This window comes from Gemmiger sp., assembly GCF_036306485.1.
Lineage (GTDB): Bacteria > Bacillota > Clostridia > Oscillospirales > Ruminococcaceae > Gemmiger.
This window is the reverse complement of record NZ_JAXJZK010000016.1, coordinates 173,211-197,115: the sequence shown is the minus strand read 5'-3', so window position 1 is coordinate 197,115 and position 23,905 is coordinate 173,211. Positions and strand designations below refer to the sequence as shown.

General features: G+C 60.9%; 19 protein-coding genes and 3 tRNA genes. 18 read left to right on the top strand and 4 right to left on the bottom strand.

The features are described from left to right. The 4 genes from U0L91_RS04245 to U0L91_RS04230 form a co-directional block, all read right to left on the bottom strand. A partial coding sequence (locus tag U0L91_RS04245) for a metallophosphoesterase (RefSeq protein WP_330044972.1) occupies nucleotides 1-2,171 on the bottom strand: 2,171 nt, incomplete at its 3' end. A gap of 83 nt (nucleotides 2,172-2,254) precedes the next feature. Beyond that, nucleotides 2,255-3,481 (bottom strand): YibE/F family protein, encoded by a 1,227-nt coding sequence (locus tag U0L91_RS04240; RefSeq protein ID WP_330044971.1) that lies wholly within the window; start codon nucleotides 3,479-3,481, stop codon nucleotides 2,255-2,257. Nucleotides 3,482-3,928: 447 nt separating this feature from the next. Further along, a tRNA-Glu gene (locus tag U0L91_RS04235) sits at nucleotides 3,929-4,003 on the bottom strand. 90 nt (nucleotides 4,004-4,093) lie between these two features. After that, nucleotides 4,094-4,170: transfer RNA gene (locus U0L91_RS04230), tRNA-Met, on the bottom strand. Nucleotides 4,171-4,422: 252 nt separating this feature from the next. Between U0L91_RS04230 and U0L91_RS04225 the strand changes: the two genes are divergently transcribed. The 18 genes from U0L91_RS04225 (at nucleotide 4,423) to U0L91_RS04140 (ending at nucleotide 23,863) form a co-directional block, all read left to right on the top strand. After that, a complete protein-coding gene (locus tag U0L91_RS04225; RefSeq protein ID WP_330044970.1) occupies nucleotides 4,423-4,800 on the top strand; it encodes a Fur family transcriptional regulator in 378 nt (125 codons plus the stop codon). Nucleotides 4,801-5,218: 418 nt separating this feature from the next. Further along, nucleotides 5,219-6,919 carry a peptide ABC transporter substrate-binding protein gene (locus U0L91_RS04220; RefSeq protein WP_330044969.1) on the top strand — a complete coding sequence of 567 codons (1,701 nt, stop codon included), beginning with the start codon at nucleotides 5,219-5,221 and terminating at the stop codon, nucleotides 6,917-6,919. A 150-nt stretch (nucleotides 6,920-7,069) separates the two neighbouring features. After that, nucleotides 7,070-8,005, top strand: coding sequence for an ABC transporter permease (locus U0L91_RS04215; protein ID WP_330044968.1), 936 nt, complete (start codon nucleotides 7,070-7,072; stop codon nucleotides 8,003-8,005). Nucleotides 8,006-8,007: 2 nt separating this feature from the next. Next, a complete protein-coding gene (locus U0L91_RS04210) occupies nucleotides 8,008-9,108 on the top strand; it encodes an ABC transporter permease (RefSeq protein ID WP_330044967.1) in 1,101 nt (366 codons plus the stop codon). 13 nt (nucleotides 9,109-9,121) lie between these two features. Continuing rightward, nucleotides 9,122-10,222 (top strand): ABC transporter ATP-binding protein, encoded by a 1,101-nt coding sequence (locus U0L91_RS04205; RefSeq protein ID WP_330044966.1) that lies wholly within the window; start codon nucleotides 9,122-9,124, stop codon nucleotides 10,220-10,222. Between the two features lies 1 nt (nucleotide 10,223). Next, entirely contained in the window at nucleotides 10,224-11,156 is a 933-nt protein-coding gene (locus U0L91_RS04200; protein ID WP_330044965.1) for an ABC transporter ATP-binding protein, read from the top strand. Nucleotides 11,157-11,368: 212 nt separating this feature from the next. Further along, a complete protein-coding gene (locus U0L91_RS04195) occupies nucleotides 11,369-12,463 on the top strand; it encodes a TRAP transporter substrate-binding protein (protein WP_330044964.1) in 1,095 nt (364 codons plus the stop codon). Between the two features lie 264 nt (nucleotides 12,464-12,727). Further along, nucleotides 12,728-13,966, top strand: coding sequence for an argininosuccinate synthase (locus U0L91_RS04190; RefSeq protein ID WP_330044963.1), 1,239 nt, complete (start codon nucleotides 12,728-12,730; stop codon nucleotides 13,964-13,966). 130 nt (nucleotides 13,967-14,096) lie between these two features. Further along, nucleotides 14,097-15,482, top strand: coding sequence for an argininosuccinate lyase (gene argH, locus U0L91_RS04185; protein ID WP_330044962.1), 1,386 nt, complete (start codon nucleotides 14,097-14,099; stop codon nucleotides 15,480-15,482). Beyond that, on the top strand, nucleotides 15,479-16,414 hold the full coding sequence (gene argC, locus U0L91_RS04180) for an N-acetyl-gamma-glutamyl-phosphate reductase (protein WP_330044961.1): 936 nt from the start codon (nucleotides 15,479-15,481) through the stop codon (nucleotides 16,412-16,414). The genes argH and argC overlap by 4 nt, the downstream gene beginning before the upstream one ends. Before the next feature lie 28 nt (nucleotides 16,415-16,442). Then, nucleotides 16,443-17,675, top strand: coding sequence for a bifunctional glutamate N-acetyltransferase/amino-acid acetyltransferase ArgJ (gene argJ / locus U0L91_RS04175; protein ID WP_330044960.1), 1,233 nt, complete (start codon nucleotides 16,443-16,445; stop codon nucleotides 17,673-17,675). Between the two features lie 45 nt (nucleotides 17,676-17,720). After that, nucleotides 17,721-18,575, top strand: a complete 855-nt coding sequence (argB, locus tag U0L91_RS04170; protein WP_330044974.1) for an acetylglutamate kinase — start codon at nucleotides 17,721-17,723, stop codon at nucleotides 18,573-18,575. Between the two features lie 37 nt (nucleotides 18,576-18,612). Continuing rightward, complete coding sequence (locus U0L91_RS04165; protein WP_330044959.1) at nucleotides 18,613-19,791, top strand: aspartate aminotransferase family protein; 1,179 nt, start codon at nucleotides 18,613-18,615, stop codon at nucleotides 19,789-19,791. A gap of 17 nt (nucleotides 19,792-19,808) precedes the next feature. Continuing rightward, nucleotides 19,809-20,720, top strand: coding sequence for an ornithine carbamoyltransferase (gene argF / locus U0L91_RS04160; RefSeq protein ID WP_330044958.1), 912 nt, complete (start codon nucleotides 19,809-19,811; stop codon nucleotides 20,718-20,720). Nucleotides 20,721-20,832: 112 nt separating this feature from the next. Further along, complete coding sequence (locus U0L91_RS04155; RefSeq protein WP_330044957.1) at nucleotides 20,833-21,348, top strand: hypothetical protein; 516 nt, start codon at nucleotides 20,833-20,835, stop codon at nucleotides 21,346-21,348. 110 nt (nucleotides 21,349-21,458) lie between these two features. After that, nucleotides 21,459-21,547: transfer RNA gene (locus U0L91_RS04150), tRNA-Ser, on the top strand. 54 nt (nucleotides 21,548-21,601) lie between these two features. Further along, the gene (locus U0L91_RS04145) at nucleotides 21,602-22,126 is read left to right on the top strand and encodes a hypothetical protein (protein ID WP_330044956.1); all 525 of its coding nucleotides are present in this window, start codon (nucleotides 21,602-21,604) and stop codon (nucleotides 22,124-22,126) included. 276 nt (nucleotides 22,127-22,402) lie between these two features. After that, nucleotides 22,403-23,863: a C69 family dipeptidase gene (locus tag U0L91_RS04140; protein WP_330044955.1), complete on the top strand. Its 1,461-nt coding sequence runs from the start codon at nucleotides 22,403-22,405 to the stop codon at nucleotides 23,861-23,863. Nucleotides 23,864-23,905: the final 42 nt, after the last annotated feature.

Genomic DNA, 23,905 nt, shown 5'->3' with positions numbered 1-23,905 from the left:
TAGATCTCCTTGCCGCGGCCCTCGGTGCCCTGCTTGATGTCGTTCTCGTACCAGTAGTCCTTGCCGTCCACGGTCTTCCAGCCCATCTTGTGCAGCTGACCGGTGACGTCATCGAAGAGGTAGTCCTTGCCGTCCACCGTGACGATGCCCTTGGCCATCGCACCGGTTTCCGGATCAAAGTACCAGGTGCCGTCCGAGTTGGTGTTCCAGCCCTTGATCATCCGGCCCTCGGCGTCGTAGCGGACCCACTTGCCGCCGTCGGATTCCTGATAGACATCCTTCGAGACAGCCTTGGCGCCGTCCTGAACGGCATCCAGCCAGTACCAGGCATCGGATTCGGGATCGTAGATTTCCTTGCCGCGGCCCTCGGTGCCCTGCTTCACGCCGTCCTCATACCAGAAGTCCTTGCCGTTTTCGGTCTTCCAGCCGGTGTAGGCGGGATCTTCGGTCGGAGCGGGCGTAGCGGTCGGTTCGGCCGTGGGAGCAGCCGTCGGCTCAGCGGTCGGAGCGGCAGTCGGCTCAGCGGTGGGCTCAGCCGTCGGAGCGGCGGTAGGCTCAGCGGTGGGCTCAGCCGTCGGAGCGGCGGTAGGCTCAGCGGTAGGTTCAGCCGTCGGAGCAGCAGTCGGCTCGGCGGTAGGTTCAGCGGTCGGTTCAGCGGTCGGTTCAGCGGTCGGTTCAGCGGTGGGTTCAGCCGTCGGCTCGGCAGTCGGCGCCGGCTCCTCGGTCTTCTTGATCGTGATGGTATCCACCACGCTGTTGTCGCTGCTGCGGTAGGTGGTCACGGTGAAGGCATCATCGCTGACTTCCGCCACAGAGTAGTTGGGAACCTTTTCCTGGTTCTGCACAGCGGTGTACTCAAACGCTTCGTTGGTGATGTTGTAGAACTTGCTGCCAGAAGCGGAGTTGCAGGTGATGTACTGCACGCCGTCGGGGTTGGTGATCTCGGTCAGGGCCGTGCCGTCGGGGTTCTTCTCGACGTCGGCCTCCATGCCGCTCTCGCCGCCCATGATGTAGCTGCGGGCGTAGACATGGTCATGGCCCTGCAGGACGATGTCGATGCCCAGATCGTTGAGGATCGGGGACAGGCCGTTGCGCAGCGTTTCGATGTCCGCCTCGGTGACGTGGCTGGCAACGCTGTAGATGGACTTGTGGAAGGAGACAACCTTCCAGGTTGCTTCGGGATGGGCAGCGATGGTCTCCTCGAGGAAGGCCTTGTGTTCGCCGATGCTCAGGCTGCTGGAGTTCAGCACCATGAACAGGGTATTGTTGTAGGTGAAGTAGTAATCACCGTCGGCCTCCGAGCTGGAGTCGATGGGGTTGTCGCCGTAGGCGTCGCCGCTGCTCTGGCCGTACTTCTCGCTGACGTTGGGCAGCGTGAAGTGCTCGCCGTACAGGGCGGTGTTGTAGCCGCAGTCATGGTTGCCGAGCTCGGTCGCGAGGGGCAGCTGGGTCAGCTGCGGCGCGGACAGGAAGGCTTCGTATTCGTTTTCCACCTGGTTGAGGTTGCTGCGGTCATAATTGTAGTAGCTGTTGACCTGGTCGCCCATGCTGAACAGGAAGTTCGCATCGGGATCGGTGGTCAGCGCCTGGTTCAGCGTGTTGATCCAGCCCTGGGCGTCCTTGTCGGTGCTGCCGCTGCAGCCGATCTGCGGGTCGCCGAAGACCAGGAAGCTGAAGTCCTCGTCATCGCCGAATTCCTGGGTCGTGTAGGTCTTGGTCTCGCCGTAATGGGCCTCGTCCTTGTCAGCGCTGACGGCGTACTCGTAGGTGGTGTTGCTCTTGAGGCCGGTCAGCGTGACGGAGTTTTTATACCAGCCGTCCTCGCTCGTCGGAGCCACATCGGCGTAGACGGTCATCTTCTCGCCGCCCTTGACGCCGTACTTCAGCATGCCGCCGGTCGGGGTGCTGCCGTACCAGGTCACGGTGACGGAATCCTCGGTGGAGCCGATGTTCAGGACGGTATCCTTGCTGTCATGATGATAGGCATAGAAGATCGGAGCATCCTGCTGAGCAGTCTCCTCGGAGGCCTCGGTCTCCTCCGCCGCAGGAGCAGCGCTCTCCGGCGTGGAGCCCTCGGCAAAAGCCGGTGTCGTCACCAGCCCGGCGCTCATGACCAGCGCCATGGCGCAGGCCGCAAAGCGGTTCCAGTTTTTCAGGTTCAATTCACACATCTCTCTTTCCTTGTTCCGAATGAAAGTTTGCGGTGGATGCGGGGAACGCCGGTGCCGGCGCGCCCCGAAACAGTGCCCGCGGTTTATTTATGTAATAAGCCTGCTTGCGCGGGCATTGTTTTTTCGGTTTTGCCGTACAGGGCGGCGCAGATGGCGGAGCTCAGCGGGACGCTCAGCACAACGCCCATCGTGGAGGCCACGCCCTGGGCCACCTGGATGGCGATATAATCCGAGGAGAACAGCTGCGTGGCGTGCCAGCCGTAGGCCAGCAGCAGAAGCAGCGTTGTGACGGATTCCCCGGCGAAAGCCAGGATCAGGGTATTGCTCATCGTGCCGATCATATCGCGGCCGATCCGCATACCGGCGGCAAAGAGCTTCCAGCCGCGCATCGTGGGGTCGGCGCAGCGCAGCTCGTCGAGCGAGGACGCCAGCGACAGGCTCACATCCATGACCGCGCCCAGCGAGGAGATCAGCACCGCAATGAGGAGCAGCCAGTGCAGTTCCAGGCCCATCTGCCCCGATACGAGCACGAGGCCCTCGCCGTTGTCGTCGTTCATGCCGGACAGATGCAGGAACACGCAGAAGAGCTGGAACAGGATGCCGGCCAGCGCCACACCCCCGATGTTGGACAGGACCGCCGCCCAGGTCTTGGCGCAGGGCGGGTTGAGGAACAGCAGGCTGACCAGGGCCGAGGCCGCCAGCACAAGGACGGTGACCGGCAGGGAGGGCAGTCCGTGATAGATGGCGGGCAGCAGGAAGTAGATGATGACTGCGCCGGTAAAGCCGAGGCCGAGCAGCGTCCGGACGCCCTTGAACCCGCCGATGGCGATGACCGCCGCCGCGAAGAGCAGCAGGATCACGGCCAGCACCGGCGCACGGTCATAGCCGTAGACGGTGTAATAGGGATCGGCACTCTCGGGCAGATCCTCACAGATCACCGCGGTGTCCCCCTTGTGCAGCAGGATGTTCTGCGTGCGGGTCAGATAATTGTCGATGGTGATCTCGGTGCCGGCGTTTTCGCCGCTGAGCAGCCGGATCGTCAGCTCCTGCGTTCCCAGGTACCGGCTGCCGTCCAGCTGGTCCTGTTCCAGGTCCTCCCGCAAGACCTCGACGACCTTTCCTTTTACATAGTGCAGGGTGGAGATGTTGTCCCCGTGATAGGTCCCGAGGTTTTCCCAGGGGTAGGACATGCAGGCCAGCAGAACGGCGGCGCAGACCACCCCGAGCAGACACCAGAATCCAACGGAATGATGCACAGCGGCAGCCGGTGCCCGGCCGCTGCCTTTGGAATGTTTTTTCTTGACGGACATGCTCTTCCCTGCCTTCCGTCTAGTATTTTAGTGCCTTCGCCGCGGCGTTGCGACCATGAACCGGTATTGTTTGCGTAAAAAAGCAGGCGGTGTTTTGACCCCCTGTGCAAAAAAACGGTAAAACGGAGGCCCCCGTTTTCGTGGGGGCAGAGCATCCCGGAGAAACTGTGCCGGGCAGCATTTTTTACCGTAAAATGGAAAAGCCGGTCCCCCAGACAGGGGACCGGCTTTCCGGTTCCGGCCGCCGCCAAGGCCCGGCAACGGTCAGATTTGTGTAAAGTTTTGGTGCGCGCCGACTTCCCCGCCCGCGGATTGCGGCTTTTCCCGGGGAAAGGGCCAATCCGCGGGGTTTCTACCTCTTTATAAAGGATTCAGGATGGATGCCAAAGGCGTGAAAAACAAAAAATCCGGATCTTCGCCTGCAAGGCAGAAGATCCGGATTTGTCTTGGTGACCCGTACGGGAATCGAACCCATGTTACAGCCGTGAAAGGGCCGTGTCTTAACCGCTTGACCAACGGGCCATAAGAATACAAGGTTTCGCTAAAACAGCAAGCAACTTACCGATCACGACTGCAACCGGCCCCCAAGTATTTTAGCGAAACCCTGCATTATGGTAGCGGTAACTGGATTTGAACCGGTGACACTTCGGGTATGAACCGAATGCTCTAGCCAACTGAGCTATACCGCCACATGAGGTGCATCTGAAACGGTGCTCTATTAGTATAGAGAATGCAAGGCCATTTGTCAAGCATTTTTTTGAAAAAAACCGAAAAATTTATTTCTGCCCCCTTTTTACCGGGAAAACAACGCATCTTGAGACAATTTTAACATCTGTCAAAATTCTTTTTTGCGATTCTTTTACCCAGATATTGACAACCATTTTCCTAGGTGTTAAAATCTTTTAAGAAATTTCATTTTTTTACAACACAAGGAGAATTTTATGAAGTACTCATGGCAGCGCCAAATCATCCTGGAGATCATTCAGGAAAAGAAGCAGCATCTTTCCGCGCAGCAGATCTACGGTCTGGCCCGGGAACGGTGCCCGCATATCAGCCTGGGTACGGTTTACCGAAATCTGAACACCCTGGCGGACAATCACATGGTCGGCCGGGTCGGAATGATCAGCGGCGCCGAATGCTTTGACTGGGACCCGGCCTCGCATGAACATTTCTATTGCCAGAAATGCCGCCGCGTCTTCAACCTGGACCTGCCGGAAGGGCAGCTCAGCAGCATGATCCGTGCGGTGCCCGGCATCCGTGCCGAGGGCCACAGCCTGACGGTGACCGGCCTGTGCCCGGACTGCGCCGCCGAACAATAAGATAGAGTGGGTTTTGCCTTTTCCCCCCGCCGGCCTGCCGGCGGGGGGATTATTTATACATCAGCGGCCGACAGCCTGTGCGCCGCTGTCCGTATTCAGTGCACAGATTTTTGCGGATGGCGGTTCTATCAGCTTTTTTTGTTTTTCATTTGCGGACAATTTGTTGTTTTCTTTTAGGATTGTGACGAATTTTGTATAAAATATGAACAGAAGGTTTGTACAATCCACAGAAAAACGCCGATTCTCTTCCCAAAACGAAAAAAAACACTTTCTTTTACCGTTTGATGGGGGTATAATAGCTTTGCAGCACAAAGATGTGCGGGTTTTCCCAGAACAATTTGTGCTGTATTTTATATTATGTTCTCATTTACCGCTTTAAAGCGGCCGGTAAGATGGGAAAAGAGAGAGGAATGCAACCATGAAGAACGTCAAATCCGTACTGGCCTTTGCCATGGCGGCTGCCATGGCCCTGGCTGCTACCGGCTGCGGTTCGACGGGCACCAGCGAAAGTGAGTCTTCCGCTGCCACGAACGAAGCCGCCAGCACCGCGAGCGCCACTGAGGTCTCGTCTTCCCCGCTGAACGTCATGCTGGAAACGCCCGTCCAGTCCCTGGACCCGCAGATTGCCACCGACGGCACTTCTTTTGAAGTCATCGCCGACTTCACCGACGGCCTGATGCAGATGGATGCCGACGGCGCCGCTGTTCCGGCCTGTGCCGAGAGCTACGAAGTGAGCGAGGACGGCAAGACCTACACCTTCCATATCCGTGAGGATGCCAACTGGTCCAACGGTGATCCCGTGACCGCCTCCGACTTTGTGTTCGCCTGGCAGCGCGCTGTGGACCCCGCGACCGCTTCGGAATATTCCTACATGCTCAGCGACATCGGCCAGATCGTCAACGCGGCCGAGATCATCGCCGGTGAGAAGGACGTCTCGGAACTGGGCGTCACCGCCGTGGATGACAAGACGCTGCAGGTTCAGCTGAACGTTCCCGTCAGCTACTTCCTGAGCCTGATGTACTTCCCGACCTACTACCCGGTCAACCAGGCGTTCTATGAGAGCTGCGGCGACACCTTCGCCACCAGCCCCGAGACCACCCTGTCCAACGGCGCGTTCGTGCTGACCAGCTATGAGCCGGCCGCCACCGCCTTTGAACTGGTCAAGAACGACAGCTACTATGACGCCGACAAGGTCCAGCTGGCCGGCCTGAACTACCAGGTCATCCAGGACAGCCAGCAGGCGCTGATGAGCTACCAGACCGGTGCGCTGGATACCACGCTGGTCAACGGCGAGCAGGTCGATCAGGTCAAGGATGATCCCGCGTTCATGAGCATGGGCGCCGGCTACCTGTGGTACATCAGCCCCAACATGAAGGGCGTTCCCGAGCTGGCCAACGTGAACATGCGTCTGGCCATGACCTTCGCGCTGGATCGTGACGCGATCTGCACCGACGTTCTGAAGGACGGCAGCACGCCGACCTACACCGCCGTTCCCCCGCAGTTCGCCACCGGCCCGGACGGCAGCGACTTCAGCGCCGACCAGACCAAGTTCTCCGATGTCTGCGCGTATGATCCCGACAAGGCCCTTTCTTACTACGAGGCTGCCAAGCAGGAGCTGGGCGCCGACACCTTCACCTTCGACATGGTCGTGGACGCCGATGACGCTCCGCAGAAGGTCGCTCAGGTTGTGAAGGAACAGCTCGAAACCACCCTGCCCGGCATGACCATCAACCTGGTCATCGAGCCCAAGAAGCAGCGTGTCGAAGACATGCAGAACGGCAACTTTGAACTGGGCCTGACCCGTTGGGGCCCCGACTACGCCGACCCGATGACCTACCTGGGCATGTGGGTGACCGACAACTCCAACAACTACGGTTTCTGGTCCAATGCCGACTATGACGCCATCATCGCCGAATGCAGCACCGGTGATCTGTGCACCGATCCCGAGGGCCGCTGGAGCGCGCTGTACGACGCCGAGCAGCTGGTCATGAACGAGGCTGTGATCTACCCGCTGTACACCCAGTGCAACGCCGAGATGGTCAGCCCCAACGTGACGGGCATTGAATTCCATCCCGTCGCCCTGAACCGCGTTTACAAGAACGCCGTCAAGGTCGATTGATCTGAATTAACCGCAACAGGCCGCGCAGTGGCTTTGTAAATCCGTTCGCTGCGCGGCTTTTTTGATTGGATGGGAAGGCCACGGCCCTTCCCGCAAGGCAGACGGCCCCCTGCGGGCCGATCCACTCCACCAAAGGAGGCATCTCCAACCGTGAAGAAATACACGCTCAAGCGTATCCTGACCTCTCTCTTTACCCTTCTCGCCATTCTGCTGGTGCTCTTCATCCTGATGAAGCTGATGCCCGGCTCTCCGTTCAACGACGAAAAGCTGACCGACGATATGCGTGCGGCGCTCTATGCCAAGTACGGCCTTGACCAGCCGGTGGTCGTCCAGTTCTTCAAATATGTGGGCGGCATGCTGCGCGGCGATCTCGGCGTCAGCTACAACATTTCCAAAAACACCCCGATCAGCCAGCTGATTGAGACGCGCCTGCCCATCTCGATCCAGATCGGCGGCATGGCCGTCATGCTGGGCGCGGTGGTCGGCCTGATCCTGGGCATCATCGCGGCGCTCAAGCGCGACACCATCTGGGACACCCTCGCCACCGTGATCTCGGTCATCGGCGTGTCGGTTCCCTCCTACGTCTTTGCTCTGGGCCTGTCCTACACCTTCGGTTTCCGTCTGCAGTGGTTCCCGATGCTGTTCTCGGTGAAGGATGTGACCGCCTCCAGCGTGCTGCCCAGCATCTCGCTGTCCATGTTCACCATGGCCTCCATCGCCCGCTTCACCCGAAGCGAGATGCTGGAAGTGCTGGACAGCGACTATATGCTGCTGGCAGAGAGCAAGGGCATTTCCGGCTCGGCACTGATCTTCCGCCATGCGCTGCGCAACGCCCTGATCCCCATCATCACGGTGCTCGCGCCGCTGGTGGTGGACCTGATGACCGGCTCGCTGGTCGTGGAAAAGATCTTTGCGATTCCCGGCGTGGGCAGCCTGCTGGTCAACGCGATCCAGTCCAACGACTACAACGTCGTCATCAGCCTGAGCTTCATTTACAGCGCCATGTACATCGGCATCATGCTGGTGGTGGATATTCTGTACGGTGTGATTGATCCTCGCATCCGTCTTTCCAAGGAGGGGAACTGAGAATGGCACAAGCAGCAGCCAGCCGCGTCAAAATCAACGCGCTGAACGACATCGCCGCCGTGGATGCCGCCTTTCCCGAGCACAAGTTCACCGAGGCGGATTTTCGCCTGAAGGACAACGCCGGCGACATCAAAATCGACACCAACTTTGCCTCCCAGAGCTTCTGGAAGGATGTCCGCATCCGCTTTTTCCGCAAGAAAAGCGCGGTGTTCGGACTGATCATGATTGTTGTGATCACGCTGATGGCCATCCTCGGCCCCGGCATGAACGAATACACCTACTCCGGCCAGATCCTGAGCCAGAAGAACCTCGCACCCCGCATTCCGGTGGTGGAAAACATCGGCATCTTCAACGGTGACGAGACCATCTCCACCACCACGGGCAGCAAGGTCACCAACCAGTACGAGGAAAAAGGACTGGATGACGTCTATTACTGGTTCGGTTCGGACAACTTCGGCCGCGACATCTGGACCCGTACCTGGGAAGGCGCGCGGGTCAGCCTGATCATCGCCGTGGCCGCCGCCATCATTGATATGGTCATCGGCATGTCCTACGGCCTGATCTCCGGCTACTTCGGCGGCCGGGTGGATATGATCATGCAGCGGTTTCTCGAAATCGCCAACGGCATCCCGCGCCTGGTCATCTGCACGCTGCTGCTTCTGGTCCTGCAGCCCGGCATCCTGACCATCGTCTTTGCGCTGATGCTGACCGAATGGGTCGGCATGAGCCGCATTGCCCGCGCCGAGATGCTCAAGCTCAAGGAGCAGGAGTTCGTTCTGGCCTCCCGCACGCTGGGCGCCGGCAGCTTCTTCATCATCTTCCGCGAAGTGCTGCCCAACATCATCGGACCTATCATCACCCAGGTCATGTTCAGCATCCCGACCGCCATCTTCACCGAGGCGTTCCTGAGCTTCGTGGGTCTGGGTATTCCGGTTCCGCAGTGCTCTCTGGGTTCGCTGATCAACGAGCTGTACAACAGCTTCACGACCCATCCCTATCAGATCATTCCCCCCATCGCCGTCATGGTCCTGCTGATGCTCAGCTTCAACCTGGTGGCGGACGGTCTGCGCGAAGCGCTGGACCCCAAAATGAAGAGTATGTAAGGAGGTGCGCACAATGGCTGAAAAAGAAAAGGAACATGTTCTGGCAGTGCGTGATCTTGACATCACCTTCAAAACGACGGCCGGCCCGGTCCATGCGATCCGCGGCGTCAACATTGACCTGTACCGCGGCGAGACGGTGGCCCTGGTGGGCGAATCCGGTTCCGGCAAATCCGTGACGATGAAGGCCGCGATGGGAATTCTGGCACAGAACGCCATTGTCAACGCCGGTTCGATTGAATTTTCCTATCATCACGAGGACGGCACCGCTGAGACGGTGGACATCCTGAAAAAGGACAAGAAATGGATTCGCCGCCACATCAACGGCAAGCGGATCGCCATGGTGTTCCAGGACCCCATGACCAGCCTGGACCCCACGATGCCCATCGGCAAACAGATCACCGAGGGCATGCTGTGGCACTTCAAGATGGACAAGAAGGAAGCCTGGAAGCGCGCCGTGGCCCTGCTGGAGGAAGTGGGCATCACCGATGCCGAGAAACGGATGAAGAGCTATCCGCACCAGCTGTCCGGCGGCATGCGGCAGCGCGTGGTCATCGCCATTGCGCTGGCCTGCGACCCCGATCTGCTGATCTGCGACGAGCCCACCACCGCCCTTGACGTGACGATCCAGGCCAAGATCCTGGAACTGATCCGCCGCATCCAGCGCGAGCGCGGCATCTCGGTCATCTACATCACCCACGACCTGGGCGTTGTGGCCAAGGTTGCCGACTATGTGGATGTCATGTATGCCGGCAAGATTGTCGAGACCGGCACGATCAACGAGATTTTCTACGATCCGCGTCACCCCTATACCTGGGGTCTGCTGTCCGCCATGCCCGACCTGGACACCGCCGACGAGCGTCTGTACACCATCCCCGGCTCCCCGCCCAACCTGCTGCATGAGATGCCGGGCGACGCCTTTGCCGCACGAAACCGGTTTGCCCTGAACATTGACGACGAGATTGACCCGCCGATGTTCAAGGTGACCGACACCCATTACGCCGCCACCTGGCTGCTGGACCCCCGTGCCCCCAAGGTGGAGATGCCCGCCGAGCTGCGCGCCCGCGTGGACCGCATGAAGGCGGAGGCTCTGAAAGCCGCAAAGGAGGGGCAGTAAGATGACAAACACAGCCAAAACACCGCTGCTGCAGGTTGAAGGGCTCAAACAGTATTTCCGCATCAACCGCAATTTCACGGTCAAGGCGGTGGACGATGTGAGCTTTTCCATCTACCCCGGCGAAACTTACGGCCTGGTGGGCGAGTCCGGTTCCGGCAAATCCACCATCGGCCGCAGCGTGATCCGTCTGTACACCCCGACCGCCGGCACCATCACCTTTGACGGCCAGAACATCAGCGGCAAGCTCGATCAGGCCACCAACCGGCATCTGCGCACCCAGATGCAGATGATCTTCCAGGACCCGATGGCCAGCCTGAACCCCCGCAAGAAGGTCGGCGACATCATCGCCGAAGGTCTGGACATCCATCACATGTACCGTTCCCGGGAAGAGCGCCGGGACAAGGTCGAGAAGATCCTGGCCAAGGTCGGTCTGGCGCCCGAACATGCCGAGCGGTATCCGCACCAGTTCTCGGGCGGCCAGCGGCAGCGTGTCGGCATCGCCCGCGCCCTCATCATGGACCCGAAGCTGATCATCGCCGACGAGTGCATCTCGGCGCTGGACGTTTCGATCCAGGCCCAGGTCGTCAACCTGATGAAGGATATCCAGGCCGAGACCGGCACCGCCTACCTCTTCATCGCCCACGACCTGTCGATGGTCAAGTACATCAGCGACCGCATCGGCGTGCTGCATCTGGGCCATCTGCTCGAGACCGGCACCACCGAGGAGATCTTTGAGAATCCCATCCATCCCTATACGCGCAGCCTGCTCTCGGCCATCCCGATGCCCAACCCCGTGGTGGAAAAGCGCCGCGTGGCGGAAAGCTACGACTACGCCTCCTCCGGCATCGACTACACCCAGGGCACCAACCATCTGGTTTCGGGCACCCACTACGTCAAGTGCACCGACGACGAGTTTGCCCGCTGGTGCCGCTGAGCCCCGGTATTGACCGGGAAATCGGCCTCTGATCCGGACGTTCTGCCGTCCGCCCCGTTTTCCTGCTTTGCGGGAAGGGGCGGGCGGCTTTTTTGCGGCCCGAAACGGGGTGCACTCCTTGCATCCGTACCCGATTCCTGTTATAGTAGAGATACTGAACTGCGAGGTTTTTTCCCTTTTTCAGACAACATCCAGAAGGAGGAGATTCTCCCATGAAACCGAATCGTTTTCTGTCCGCTGTTCTGGCAGGCACGCTGGCGGTGGGGCTGACCGCCTGCGGCAGCACTGCGCCCGCGTCGTCCGGCGCCGAATCCGAGCCCGAGGTGGTCATCTCCTCCGCGGTGGATTCCGAACAGGCCGCCTCCACCGCCGCTGCGGCGGGGTCCGACCCGGCCGTGACGCTGGTCTTTGCGGAGAGCGGCACCCAGGATTCCACCACCGGCAAGGTGGCCTCCTATTTCAAGGAGAAGGCCGAGGAGCTGTCCGGCGGCTCGGTCACGATTGACCTGAACTTTGCCGGGGTGCTGGGCAGTGAGGCCGAGGTGTTCTCCGCCCTCGGCGCGGAGGATGGCGGTGTTGATCTGGCCCGGCTGTCCACCTCGCTGCTGTCGGAGCACGGCTGCGACAAAAACGCCCTGCTGACCGTCCCCTACACCTTCGCCAGCCGCGCCCACTGGTGGAATTTCATCACCTCCGACGTGGGCGCCCAGGTGCTGGGCGAACCCCAGGAGATCGGCCTGCCGTTCCGGGGTCTGTTCTTTGTCGAGGACGGCTTCCGCGACTTCTTCACGGTGCGCAGCGTCACCGGGCTGCAGGACTTCAAGGGGCTGCGGCTCTGCGTGGCCGACTCGGCCATCACCGGCGGCATTGTGGAGAGTCTGGGCGCCGTCGTGTCGGATGCCCCCGCGGAGGACCTCTACACGGCGCTGCAGACCGGCCAGGCGGACGGCGGCGAGCTTTCGCTCAACAGCTACGCCGTGGGCGGCTACAACCAGGTCGCCAACACGCTGATCCTGGACGGCCACACCCTGAGTTCCTCCCAGGTTGTGATGCGCAGTGCAAGCTGGGACGCCCTGACCGAGAACCAGCAGACCGCCCTGACCCAGGCCGGTACGCTGGCCGAGGAGTACAACGCCCAGATCTCCCAGCAAGAGGAGGACCGCGTGCTGGACAGCCTGCGCTCCCAGGGCTGCAACATCGTCGAGGTGCCCGACAAGTCCGACTGGGCCGTCGCCTGCTCCAACGTTGTGGAGCAATACACCAAGGATCAGCCCGAACTGTATGCACAGATCCTGGATCTCGCCTGATATGGTTTCCGCCCGCCTGCCCCTCCCGGCAGCGGGCGGAATGTCTTGTTTATTCATTTTTATGTATAAAATTGCATTCAGAGCGTTTTCTATGCGTTTTGCATTGCAAGTGCGGCAGCACTGTGACCAATCAGACATAGGATTGTTGACAATTCCTTGTCGGTTCTGCCGGGTTGCAATTTGGTGCCGTGCGTGTATAATAAGAGTACGAAATGAATATTTATTCACACCGCATCGCGGTCGGATAGGAAGAGGGAGTATCTTATGAAAAAGAAAAAGGAAGATATCAAAAAGGTCGTACTGGCATACTCCGGCGGTCTTGACACCTCCATCATCATTCCCTGGCTGAAGGAAAACTACAACAACTGCGAAGTCATCGCGGTTTCCGGCGACGTGGGCCAGGGCACCGAGCTGGACGGCCTGGAAGAGAAGGCCCTCAAGACCGGCGCTTCCAAGCTGTATGTGCTGGACCTGAAGAAGGATTACGTTGAGAACTACATCTGGCCCTGCCTGAAAGCGGATGCCAAGTATGAGGATTATCTGCTGGGCACCTCCCATGCCCGTCCCTGCATCGCCAAGGCGCTGGCGGAGATCGCCGCCAAGGAAGGCGCCGACGCGATCTGCCACGGCTGCACCGGCAAGGGCAACGACCAGGTCCGCTTTGAGCTGACCCTGAAGGCGCTGGCCCCCGACATGGCCATCATCGCCCCGTGGCGTGAGTGGAACATCAAGAGCCGTGACGAGGAGATCGACTACGCCGAGGCGCACAACATTCCGCTGCGCATCAACCGTGAGACCAACTACTCCAAGGACAAGAACCTGTGGCATCTGAGCCATGAGGGCCTTGATCTGGAGAAGCCGTCCCTGGAGCCGCAGTACAACAAGCCCGGCTTCCTGGAACTGGGTGTCTCCCCCGAGCAGGCGCCCGACGAGCCCACCTATGTGACCATCCACTTTGAGAAGGGCATTCCGACCGCCGTGGACGGCAAGGAGATGGACGGCGTTTCTCTGATCGAGTACCTGAACAAGATCGGCGGCGCCAACGGCATCGGCCTGCTGGACATCGTGGAGAACCGTCTGGTCGGCATGAAGAGCCGCGGCGTGTACGAGACGCCGGCCGGCACCATCCTGTACAAGGCGCACAACGTCCTGGAGACCATCACGCTGGACAAGGAGTCCTTCCATTTCAAGGAGATCGTCGCCCAGAAGATGGCGGACATCGTTTACAACGGCCAGTGGTTCACCCCGCTGCGCGAAGCGATCTGCGCCTTCACCGACGATCTGCAGAAGACCGTGACCGGCGATGTCAAGCTCAAGCTCTACAAGGGCAACATGATCAACGCCGGTGTGACCAGCCCCTACACGCTGTACGACGAACAGACCGCTTCCTTCGGTGAGGATGAGGATTACAACCAGGCCGACGCCGCCGGGTTCATCAACCTGTTCGGTCTGCCCATCGCCGAGCGTGCCAAGCTCGCCAAGAGCTGGCCGGAAGTCAAGTAACCGGATTTCGCAAGTCGATTTTTAACAAAACAGCGCAAAACCGCCAGGGAGGTCTGACCGCCTTGGCGGATTTGTGATTTTTCCGAATCCCGCGGCCCCGGGCCGCAACAATCATCGGGAGGTATGAGGAATGCCCCAACTGTGGCAAGGCAGAGCAAGCAAAGCGGTGGACAGCCGCGTCAACGATTTCAACTCCTCCATCCGGTTTGACGCCCGGATGATCGAACAGGATATTCAGGGCAGCCTGGTGCACTCCGCCATGCTGGGCCGGCAGGGCATCATCTCGGCCGAGGACGCCGAGACGATCCGCACCGGTCTGCTGGGCATCCGGGACGATCTGCGCAGCGGTGCGCTGGAGATTGACCCCACCGCCGAGGATGTGCACACCTTTGTGGAACAGACCCTGACCGCCCGCGTGGGGGATGCCGGCAAGCGGCTCCACACCGGACGCAGCCGCAACGACCAGGTGGCGCTGGACCTGCGCCTCAACCTGCGGGAGGCCGGCAATCATCTGCAGCAGCAGATCCGGGAACTGATCCTGACGCTCTGCACCCAGGCTGAGGCCGGTGCGGACTATGTGATGCCCGGCTACACCCATCTGCAGCGGGCACAGCCGGTGACCTTCGGCCATCAGCTGATGGCCTATGCCTGGATGCTGCTGCGCGACCTGGGCCGTCTGCAGGACGCCCAGAAGCGGATGGACGCCGAATGTCCCCTGGGGTCCGGCGCCCTCGCCGGCACGACCTATCCGCTTGACCGGTTCTACACGGCGTCCGAGCTGGGCTTTGCCGCGCCCTGCGGCAACTCCATCGACGGTGTCTCGGACCGGGATTTCTGCATCGAGATGACCTCCGCGATGGCCACCTGCATGATGCACCTGTCCCGCCTGTCGGAGGAGATCATCCTCTGGTGCAGCTGGGAGTTCAAGTTCATCGAACTGGACGACGCCTTCACGACGGGGTCCTCCATCATGCCCCAGAAAAAGAACCCCGACGTCACCGAGCTGATCCGCGGCAAGACCGGCCGGGTCTACGGGGATCTGAACACGCTGCTCGTCATGATGAAGGGCATTCCTCTGGCCTACGACAAGGATATGCAGGAGGACAAGGAGGCCGTCTTTGACGCGGTGGACACGCTGGAACTCTGCCTGCGGACCATCACGCCGATGCTGGCCACGATGACCCCGCTGCCCGACAATATGCGCCGCGCCGCCGCCAAGGGCTTCATCAACGCCACCGACTGCGCGGATTACCTGACCAAGAAGGGAATGCCCTTCCGCGACGCCTACAAGTGCACCGGCACGATGGTGGCGGCCTGCATCCGGCAGGACAAGACGCTGGAAGAGATGACGCTGGAAGAATTCAAACAGTACAGCGAACTTTTTGATACGGACATCTATCAGGCAATCGACCTGACAAACTGCTGCGAGGGCCGCACGAGCTACGGCGGACCCACGCGGGCGAGCGTGCTGCGCCAGATTGCCGATGTAAAGTCCAGACTGGAAGCGAAAGAATGAAACGGTACAAAATTTTTGTCGATGGTTCCTCCGGCACAACCGGTCTGCGGATTGCGGACCGTCTGGCCGCCCGCGAGGAATTCGAGATCCTGACGATTTCCGAGGCCGACCGCAAGGATGTGCAGGCCCGCGCCGCGGTTATCAACCAGAGCGATCTGAGCTTTCTCTGCCTGCCCGACGCCGCCGCACGGGAGGTCATGCCGCTGGTAAAGCCGGAGGTCCGGATTCTGGACACTTCGACCGCCCACCGCACGGCCCCCGGCTGGCTGTACGGTCTGCCGGAACTTCACGGCACCCGGCAGGCGCTGCGCACCGCCGCCCGCGTGGCTGTGCCCGGCTGCTATGCCACCGGCTTCATCACGCTGGTGGCTCCGCTGGTCCGCGAGGGGCTGCTGCCCGCCGGGTCCCTGCTCAGCTGCTATGGCCTTTCGGGCTATTCCGGCGCCGGCAAGAGCGGCATCGCCCAGTACCGCGACCCGCAACGCTCGGCCGAGTTTGACAGTCCGCGCCCCTACGCGCTGACGCTGAGCCACAAGCACCTGCCGGAAATGCAGGCGATCTGCGGGCTGGAACACCTGCCCATCTTCTGCCCCGTGGTGGACGACTACTACGCCGGCATGGAGGTGACGGTGCCGCTGCATCTGAGCACCGTCGGCCACAGCGCCGAGGAGCTTTCCGCCGCTTTGCAGGCCTATTACGCCGGCGAGCGGGTCATCACGGTTCATCCGCTGGGCGAAGTGCCCGGTTTTCTGCCGGCCAACCGACTGGAAGGCCGCGATACGCTGGAGATCTACACCTCGGTATCGCCGGACGGCGAACGGATGCTGCTCATCAGCGTGCTGGACAATCTGGGCAAAGGCAGCTCGGGCGCGGCGGTTCAGTGCATGAACCTCATGCTCGGTCTGGACGAGACAGCCGGACTGGTCCTGTAATTTGCAAGTGAAAAAGAGGTTTGGGAAAATGGAGACGAATTTCGAGGTCATTCCCGGCGGCGTCTGCGCCGCCAAAGGTTTTTCGGCGTCCGGCGTCCATGCCGGGTTCCGCGCCAACCCCAACAAGCTGGATCTGGCCATCATCAAGGCGGATGTCCGGTGTGCTGCGGCGGGCGTCTACACGACCAACAAGGTCTACGGTGCCCCCATCCGGGTGGACCGCGCCCATCTGACGGACGGCCATGCCCAGGCAATCCTGGTCAACAGCGGCAACGCCAACACCTGTGCGGCCAACGGCGTGGACCTGGCCAACGAATGCTGCGCCCTCGTGGCGGAACAGCTGGGCATTGCCAAGGAGGACGTGCTGCCCGCCTCCACCGGCGTCATCGGCCAGCCGATGACCATTGATCCCTTTGCCCGGGGCATCCCCCAGGCCGCCGCGCTGCTGGAAGCCAGCCCCGAGGGCAGCAACCGCGCCGCCAAGGCCATCATGACCACCGATACCTATGAGAAGGAATATGCCCTTCAGTTCACGCTGGACGGCAAGACCTGCCACCTGGGCGCCATCGGCAAGGGCAGCGGCATGATTGCCCCCAACATGGCCACCATGCTGGCGTTCTACACTACCGACGCCGCCGTCAGCCCCGAGCTGCTCCAGAAGGCGCTGCGCACCGTCGTGCCCACCACCTACAACCAGATGAGCGTTGACCTGGACACCTCGACCAACGACACCCTGCTGCTGATGGCTTCCGGCCTGGCCGGCAACACCCCCATCACCGCCGAGGGTCCCGACTATGAAGTATTCCTGGCCGCGCTGACGGCGGTCGCCGAGCATATGTGCGCGCTGCACGCCTCGGACGGCGAGGGTGCCACCCACCTGATCACCTGCGAAGTCACCCATGCCCCCAACCATCAGATTGCCCGCGCCGTCGCCAAGAGCGTGGTCTGCTCCAATCTGTTCAAGGCTGCAGTCTTTGGCCGCGATGCCAACTGGGGCCGGATTCTCTGCGCCATCGGGTATACGCCGGGGGATTTCTCCATCGATCATGTGTCGGTCCGCATTGCCAGTGCCGCCGGCGAGGTGTTCGTCTGTGAGAACGCCGCGTACCACCCCTTCAGCGAGGAGGAGGCCTACGCGGTGCTGGGCGAGCACGACATCCTGGTCAAGGTGGACATGGGCACCGGCGATGCCGAGGGCAAAGCCTGGGGCTGTGATCTGACCTACGACTATGTAAAGATCAACGGCGACTACCGGACCTGAGGATCGCCGATCCCACCATTGCAAAACTGCGGGGAATGCTGTATGATGAAAAATGAGGAGATGGCGCTGCTTTTTTCCGAAGCCACGCCCTATATTCAGAAATATCACGGAAAAACACTGGTGATCAAATACGGCGGCAACGCCATGGTCAACGAGGAACTCAAGCTGGCCGTCATGAATGACCTGGTCACGCTGACGCTGCTGGGCGTCCGCGTGGTGCTGGTGCACGGCGGCGGGCCTGCCATCAACCAGATGCTGGCCCGGGTGGGCAAGGAGTCCCGCTTTGTGGGCGGCCTGCGCTATACCGACGCTGAGACGATGAGCATTGTCCAGCAGGTTCTGGCCGGACAGGTCAACAAGGATCTGGTGGCGCTGCTCAAGGGCCGCGGCGTCGGTCTGTGCGGTCTGGACGGCCACACGATCACCTGTTCCCGCAAGACCGACGTCGATCTGGGCTATGTGGGCAATGTGGAAAAGGTGGACACGACGCTGATCGAGCATCTGCTCAGCGACGGGTTCATCCCGGTGATTGCGACGGTCGGCATGGATGAGAACGGCATTGCCTATAACATCAACGCCGACACGGCCGCCGCCGCGATTGCCATCGCCCTTCATGCCGAAAAGCTCGTCTCGATGACGGACATTGCCGGTCTGCTCTACGACAAGGATGACGAATCCACCCTGATTCCCGAGGTGGAGATCTCCGAGATCGCCGGCTACAAGGAAAACGGCGTCATCAGCGGCGGCATGATCCCCAAGATCGAGGGCATGGCCGACGCCATCTACGAGGGCGTCCACGAGGCTGTCATCATCGACGGCCGGGTGCCTCATTCCGTCCTGCTGGAGATGTTCTCCAACCGCGGTTCGGGCACGCTGTTCTACCGGCGCGGAAGCCGCTGACCGCCGTCCCCCACCCTACTGACCGGGAGGAATTTTCATGCAAACCGAAAAAGTCATCAAACGTGATCAGAAGTATCTGATGCACACATACAGCCGCAGTCCCCTCGTCATCGAGCGGGGCGCCGGCATGTTCGCCTATGCCCCCGACGGCCGGGAATACCTGGATTTCACCTCCGGCATCGGCGTCAACGCTCTGGGCTACTGCCATCCCGCCTGGGTGGCGGCTGTCACCGAACAGGCCCAGACGCTGCAGCACACCTCCAACCTGTATTACACCGCGCCCTGCGGCAAGCTGGCTAAGCGGCTCTGCCGCCGCACCGGTCTGGACCGGGTGTTCTTCGGCAACTCCGGCGCCGAGGCCAACGAGGGCGCCATCAAGTGCGCGCGCAAATACAGCGTGACCCACTATTCCGCCGCACGCAACAAGGTCATCACGCTGAACAACTCCTTCCACGGCCGGACGCTGGCCACCCTGACCGCCACCGGCCAGGACGTGTTCCACCACGATTTCGGACCGTTCCCGGAGAATTTTCTCTATGTCCCGGCCAACGATTTCGCCGCGCTGGAGGCCGCAGCCGATGACTCGGTCTGCGCCGTCATGATGGAGATGGTCCAGGGCGAGGGCGGCGTGGTCGCACTGGATGCCGACTATGTCCACCAGGTGGAAGCCTTCTGCCGGGCGCGGGACATCCTGATCATCGTGGACGAGGTCCAGACCGGCGTGGGCCGGACCGGCACCTTCCTGGCCTGCGAGCATTACGGTCTGCGGCCCGACATCGTCACCCTGGCCAAGGGCCTGGGCGGCGGTCTGCCCATCGGCGCCGTGCTGACCACCGAGAAGGTCGGCGAGACGATGGGCCCGGGCTCCCACGGTTCGACCTTCGGCGGCAATCCCGTCGTCTGCGCCGGTGCCTGCGCCGTGCTGGACACGATGGACGATGAGTTTCTGAAAAATGTCAATGACCGTGCCGTACAGCTCCGCGCCGCGCTGGCTGACCTGCCCCATGTGGCGCAGATCAGCGGCCTGGGCCTGATGGTGGGCATTGCCTTTGAGGAGGGCATCCAGGCTGCCGATGTGCGCGCCGCCTGCGAGCGCAAGGGCCTGCTGGTGCTCACGGCCAAGACCCGCCTGCGCCTGCTGCCCCCGCTGATCCTGACCGAGCAGGATGTCGACCGTGCCGTAGCCATCCTGCGTGAAGTGCTGCAAACCTTTTGAGTCGGGAGGGATTCTCGATGGAACACCTGTTGAAATTAAGCACGCTCAGCCCTGACGAGATCACCCATATTCTCGATGTGGCGGACGAATACAAGCGGCTGCACAAGGCCGGCCAGGACCCCAAGGACCTTGCCGGCAAGGCCGTTGCCCTGATGTTCGACAAGCAGTCCACCCGCACCCGGACAAGCCTGGAAGTGGGCGTTTACCAGATGGGCGGGCTGGGCACCTACCTGAGTGCCGCCGATCTGCAGATCGCCCGCGGCGAACCGATTCAGGACACCGCCCGTGTGCTGGGCCGCTATTACGATGCCATCATCTGCCGGACCTTCAAGCAGAGCGATGTGGAGGCCCTGGCCCGTTACAGCGGCGTGCCCGTCGTGTCCGGCATGACGGACTACGCCCACCCGCTGCAGGTGCTCACTGACCTGATGACGGTGCGGGAGCGCCGGGGCAAGCTGGCCGGTCTGCGGGCCGGCTTCATCGGGGACGGCTACAACATGGCCAACAGCCTGATTGTCGGTTGTCTGCTGATGGGCATGGACCTGACGGTGGCCTGCCCGGCCGGGTATCGCCCCGCCGCCGATGTGCTGCATTTTGCGCGCCGGTTCGGGGATCATTTCCGCCTGGTGCAGAATCCCGACGAAGCCGCTGCCGGTGCCGATGTGCTGTTCACCGACGTCTGGACCAGCATGGGCATGGAGCGGGAAACCGAGCGCCGGCGCCGGGATTTTTCGGGCTACTGCCTGGACGCCGCCCGGTTGACGCTGGCGGCACCGGACTGCATGGTGCAGCATCCGCTGCCCGCCCACCGCGGCGAGGAAATCACCGACGAAGTGCTGGAACGCCACGCCGATGAGATTTTTGAGGAGGCGGAAAACCGGCTTCATGTCGGCAAGGCCGTCCTGGGCATCCTGCTTGCGGGACGCTGACCGGCCCCCTCTCCCCTGCCCTCTCCGACGGAAAATTTGGCGGCTGCGGTTGGCGCATCGGTGCCGGTTGTGCTATAATACAATCAGCATCAGTTGGGGAAGGAAGGATAGCATGGGGCTGCTGCATAAAATTCAGAACAAGGCGGAAGAGGCCCGCGCGCGTGAAAAAATTCGTCCGCTGCTCGAGAGCCGGATGATGCGGGATATTCTGCTGGAGATCGGCCAGCGCGGCAATGAGGCGCTGGACCCGCAGTCCGTCCCGCTGGCCCTGCGGGAACGCGCAGCACGCCTTGCAAGCGAAAGCGGCCTGGCCGGCCTCAAACAGAGCACCGTGGATCAGGTCCAGCTCAACGAGTCCGGCATTGTGCTGGTCTGCGGAGAGGAAAAAACCGCGTTTCTCTATGCGGATTACAATTACGAGGACATTGAGGACACCGATTGCCTGCCGGCGGTGGCGGAATACCTGGTCCAGCATATGCGGGGCTACTACAATATCACCCGCAGCTTCTACACGGTTGCCAAATCCAACGGCCATACCGAGGAAAAGACCCGCGAAGTCCTGGTCAGCCGCCATCATGAGGAGACGCCTTTCACCCCTCACCCGGTCCGCAAACAGCGCCTGTTCTGAAAAGTACCCGCAATTTGCAGCCCTGCATCTTGACGCAGGGCTGTTTTTTTGTTATAATGATGAGGTTATCCGGAGCGCCGCCAGACGCCCGGAACATCAATTCATGATCCGGAAGCGTATCGAAGTGGTCGTAACGAGCCGCACTCGAAATGCGGTTGTCCGCAAGGGCACGTGGGTTCGAATCCCACCGCTTCCGCCAGACGGGGCAAGGATGCTGCATCCTTGCCCCTGTTCTTTTGTAAGGAGGGACCTTATGACCATTCATCGCATTGAGCCGTCCTGCGTCGGGGCGGTCGCCGCGCTGATGGCCGGCATCAAGCCGGACTGGTGGGACTTTGAGGGCGCCAGTGAACAGCTGCAGGATGTACAGCTGCTGGCCACCCTGGTGGGCTGGTATCTCGAGAGCGACGGCAAACCGAAAGACTGGATTCTCTGCGCCGAGTTCCCGGGCTATTCCACCATGACGATTGAAAACCTCGGGTTTGATGACCACGGCACCTTTGTGATGGAAGAGCCGCTGGCGCCGCTGCTGCGCCAGGCGGAGGAGTACGCCCGGCAAAAGGGCTATCGCAATCTCAAATATGTAATCGGCTCCACCGGGATGTCCTGTCACGGTCATCCGATCACCGATTTTGCCGAGGAGCTGCGGACGCTGCGCTCTCTGGGCCGGGCCCATTTTGATTTCTTCCGCAGCATCGGGTTTGTGCCCACCGGGTTTGTGCCCAACTGCTATGGGGAGAACTATCACGGCATCATCATGATCAAATCGCTGCTGTAAAGGGAAGGCATTTCATCGCGGCAGCGCTGACGGTCCGGGCCGGGAATTCCGGTAGGCGCGGATGTTTGGCGGATAGACCGCCCCCGGAGGATGAAAAATCCGGAACAGCGGGCAAACAGGCTGGAAATCGTACGGGGTCCGTGCTATGATAAATGTGTCGAAAAAGACAGAAAAAACAGATTTTTTGTCGATTTTCGTTTGCAGGAAGTTTGCTGTGCAGTGAAACCAACGCTGCACGCAATCCGAAAAGGATGTACATAGAAAAAGGAGACACCTATGCCCTGTACAACAATTCTGGTGGGCAAGAAAGCCAGCCATGACGGTTCCACGATCATTGCCCGCAACGATGACGGCGCCTTTGAGGCCAAGCGTCTGCTGACCCACCCGGCCCGGGAGAAGGCCGCCACCTACAAAACGGTCATCTCTCACCTGACGGTGGAGCTGCCGGAGAACGCTATGCGCTATACCGACTGTCCCAACGTAAACAAGTCCAACGGCGTCTGGCCCGCCTGCGGCATCAATGAGGCCAACGTGGCCATGACCGCCACCGAGACGATCACCAGCAATGCCCGGGTTATCGGCGCGGACCCCTATGTGCGGTATCAGGCAAAGAAAGGCCGCAGCACCAAGGAGGTTCCCGGCGGCATCGGCGAGGAAGATCTGGTGACGCTGGTGCTTCCCTACATTCATTCCGCCCGGGAAGGCGTGCTGCGCACCGGCGCCTTGCTGGAGCAGTACGGCACCTATGAGCCCAACGGCATGGCCTTTGCGGACGCCGGCGAAGTCTGGTGGCTGGAAACCATCGGCGGTCATCACTGGATCGCCCGGCGGGTGCCCGATGACCGCGTGGTCGTCATGCCCAACCAATTCGGCCTGGATCATTTTGATTTTGCGGATGCCTACGGGGCGCAGAAGGAAAACCTTTGCTCCCAGGATCTGCGGGAGTTCGTCGAAAAGTATCATCTGGCGCTGGATACGGGGGCAGAGTTCAACCCGCGGCTGGCCTTCGGTTCCCATTCCGACGCGGACCATATTTACAATACGCCCCGCGCCTGGTTCATGGGCCGGTATTTCCTGCCCCGGACTTACAAGTGGGATGGGGAGAACGCGGACTTCACCCCCGAGAGCAACGACATTCCCTGGTCGTTTGTGCCGGAGCGCAAGGTGACGGTGGAGGATGTGCGGTATCTGCTGGGTTCCTATTATCAGGGAACGCCCTACAATCCCTACGACAAGACCGCCGCGTGCAAGGGCAAGTACCGCACAATCGGCGTGCCCAACAGCGATGTCTGCGGGATTCTGCAGATCCGCGGCGATCTGCCCGAGGCGATTCAGGGTGTGGAGTGGCTGTCCATGGGCGGCAGCGGCTTCACGGCCTGCTTCCCGGTCTATGCGAATGTGACGGAGTTCCCCAAGTATCTCAGCGGCACCACCGAAACGGTCTCCACGGACAGCATGTACTGGCACAGCCGGCTCATTGCCGCGCTGACCGACGCGCAGTTCGGCAATGCCCTGCTGTTTGACGAGCGATATGTGAACGCTGTGATGAACCGCGGACAGCAGCTCCTCTACGAGTACGATGAGAAGATCCGGCAGGGCGAGCCCGTCGAAATCCTGAAGGAAGCCAACCGCAAGATTGCCGACATGGTCAAGGAAGAGTCGGACAAGGCCCTTGCCCAGATTCTCAAAACCGCCTCTGAGCACATGAAGATCCGGTATCACAGAGGGGATAACTGAGCACACGATGAAAAAACGCGATGGAGTTTGACTCCATCGCGT

Coding starts and splice junctions, on each gene's coding strand:
- U0L91_RS04220 (WP_330044969.1), top strand. CDS start 5,219: ATGAAGAACGTCAAATCCGTACTGGCCTTTGCCATGGCGGCTGCCATG.
- U0L91_RS04205 (WP_330044966.1), top strand. CDS start 9,122: ATGGCTGAAAAAGAAAAGGAACATGTTCTGGCAGTGCGTGATCTTGAC.
- U0L91_RS04165 (WP_330044959.1), top strand. CDS start 18,613: ATGCAAACCGAAAAAGTCATCAAACGTGATCAGAAGTATCTGATGCAC.
- U0L91_RS04210 (WP_330044967.1), top strand. CDS start 8,008: ATGGCACAAGCAGCAGCCAGCCGCGTCAAAATCAACGCGCTGAACGAC.
- argC (WP_330044961.1), top strand. CDS start 15,479: ATGAAACGGTACAAAATTTTTGTCGATGGTTCCTCCGGCACAACCGGT.
- argB (WP_330044974.1), top strand. CDS start 17,721: ATGAAAAATGAGGAGATGGCGCTGCTTTTTTCCGAAGCCACGCCCTAT.
- U0L91_RS04200 (WP_330044965.1), top strand. CDS start 10,224: ATGACAAACACAGCCAAAACACCGCTGCTGCAGGTTGAAGGGCTCAAA.
- U0L91_RS04140 (WP_330044955.1), top strand. CDS start 22,403: ATGCCCTGTACAACAATTCTGGTGGGCAAGAAAGCCAGCCATGACGGT.
- U0L91_RS04225 (WP_330044970.1), top strand. CDS start 4,423: ATGAAGTACTCATGGCAGCGCCAAATCATCCTGGAGATCATTCAGGAA.
- U0L91_RS04195 (WP_330044964.1), top strand. CDS start 11,369: ATGAAACCGAATCGTTTTCTGTCCGCTGTTCTGGCAGGCACGCTGGCG.
- argH (WP_330044962.1), top strand. CDS start 14,097: ATGCCCCAACTGTGGCAAGGCAGAGCAAGCAAAGCGGTGGACAGCCGC.
- U0L91_RS04145 (WP_330044956.1), top strand. CDS start 21,602: ATGACCATTCATCGCATTGAGCCGTCCTGCGTCGGGGCGGTCGCCGCG.
- argF (WP_330044958.1), top strand. CDS start 19,809: ATGGAACACCTGTTGAAATTAAGCACGCTCAGCCCTGACGAGATCACC.
- argJ (WP_330044960.1), top strand. CDS start 16,443: ATGGAGACGAATTTCGAGGTCATTCCCGGCGGCGTCTGCGCCGCCAAA.
- U0L91_RS04240 (WP_330044971.1), bottom strand. CDS start 3,481: ATGTCCGTCAAGAAAAAACATTCCAAAGGCAGCGGCCGGGCACCGGCT.
- U0L91_RS04190 (WP_330044963.1), top strand. CDS start 12,728: ATGAAAAAGAAAAAGGAAGATATCAAAAAGGTCGTACTGGCATACTCC.
- U0L91_RS04155 (WP_330044957.1), top strand. CDS start 20,833: ATGGGGCTGCTGCATAAAATTCAGAACAAGGCGGAAGAGGCCCGCGCG.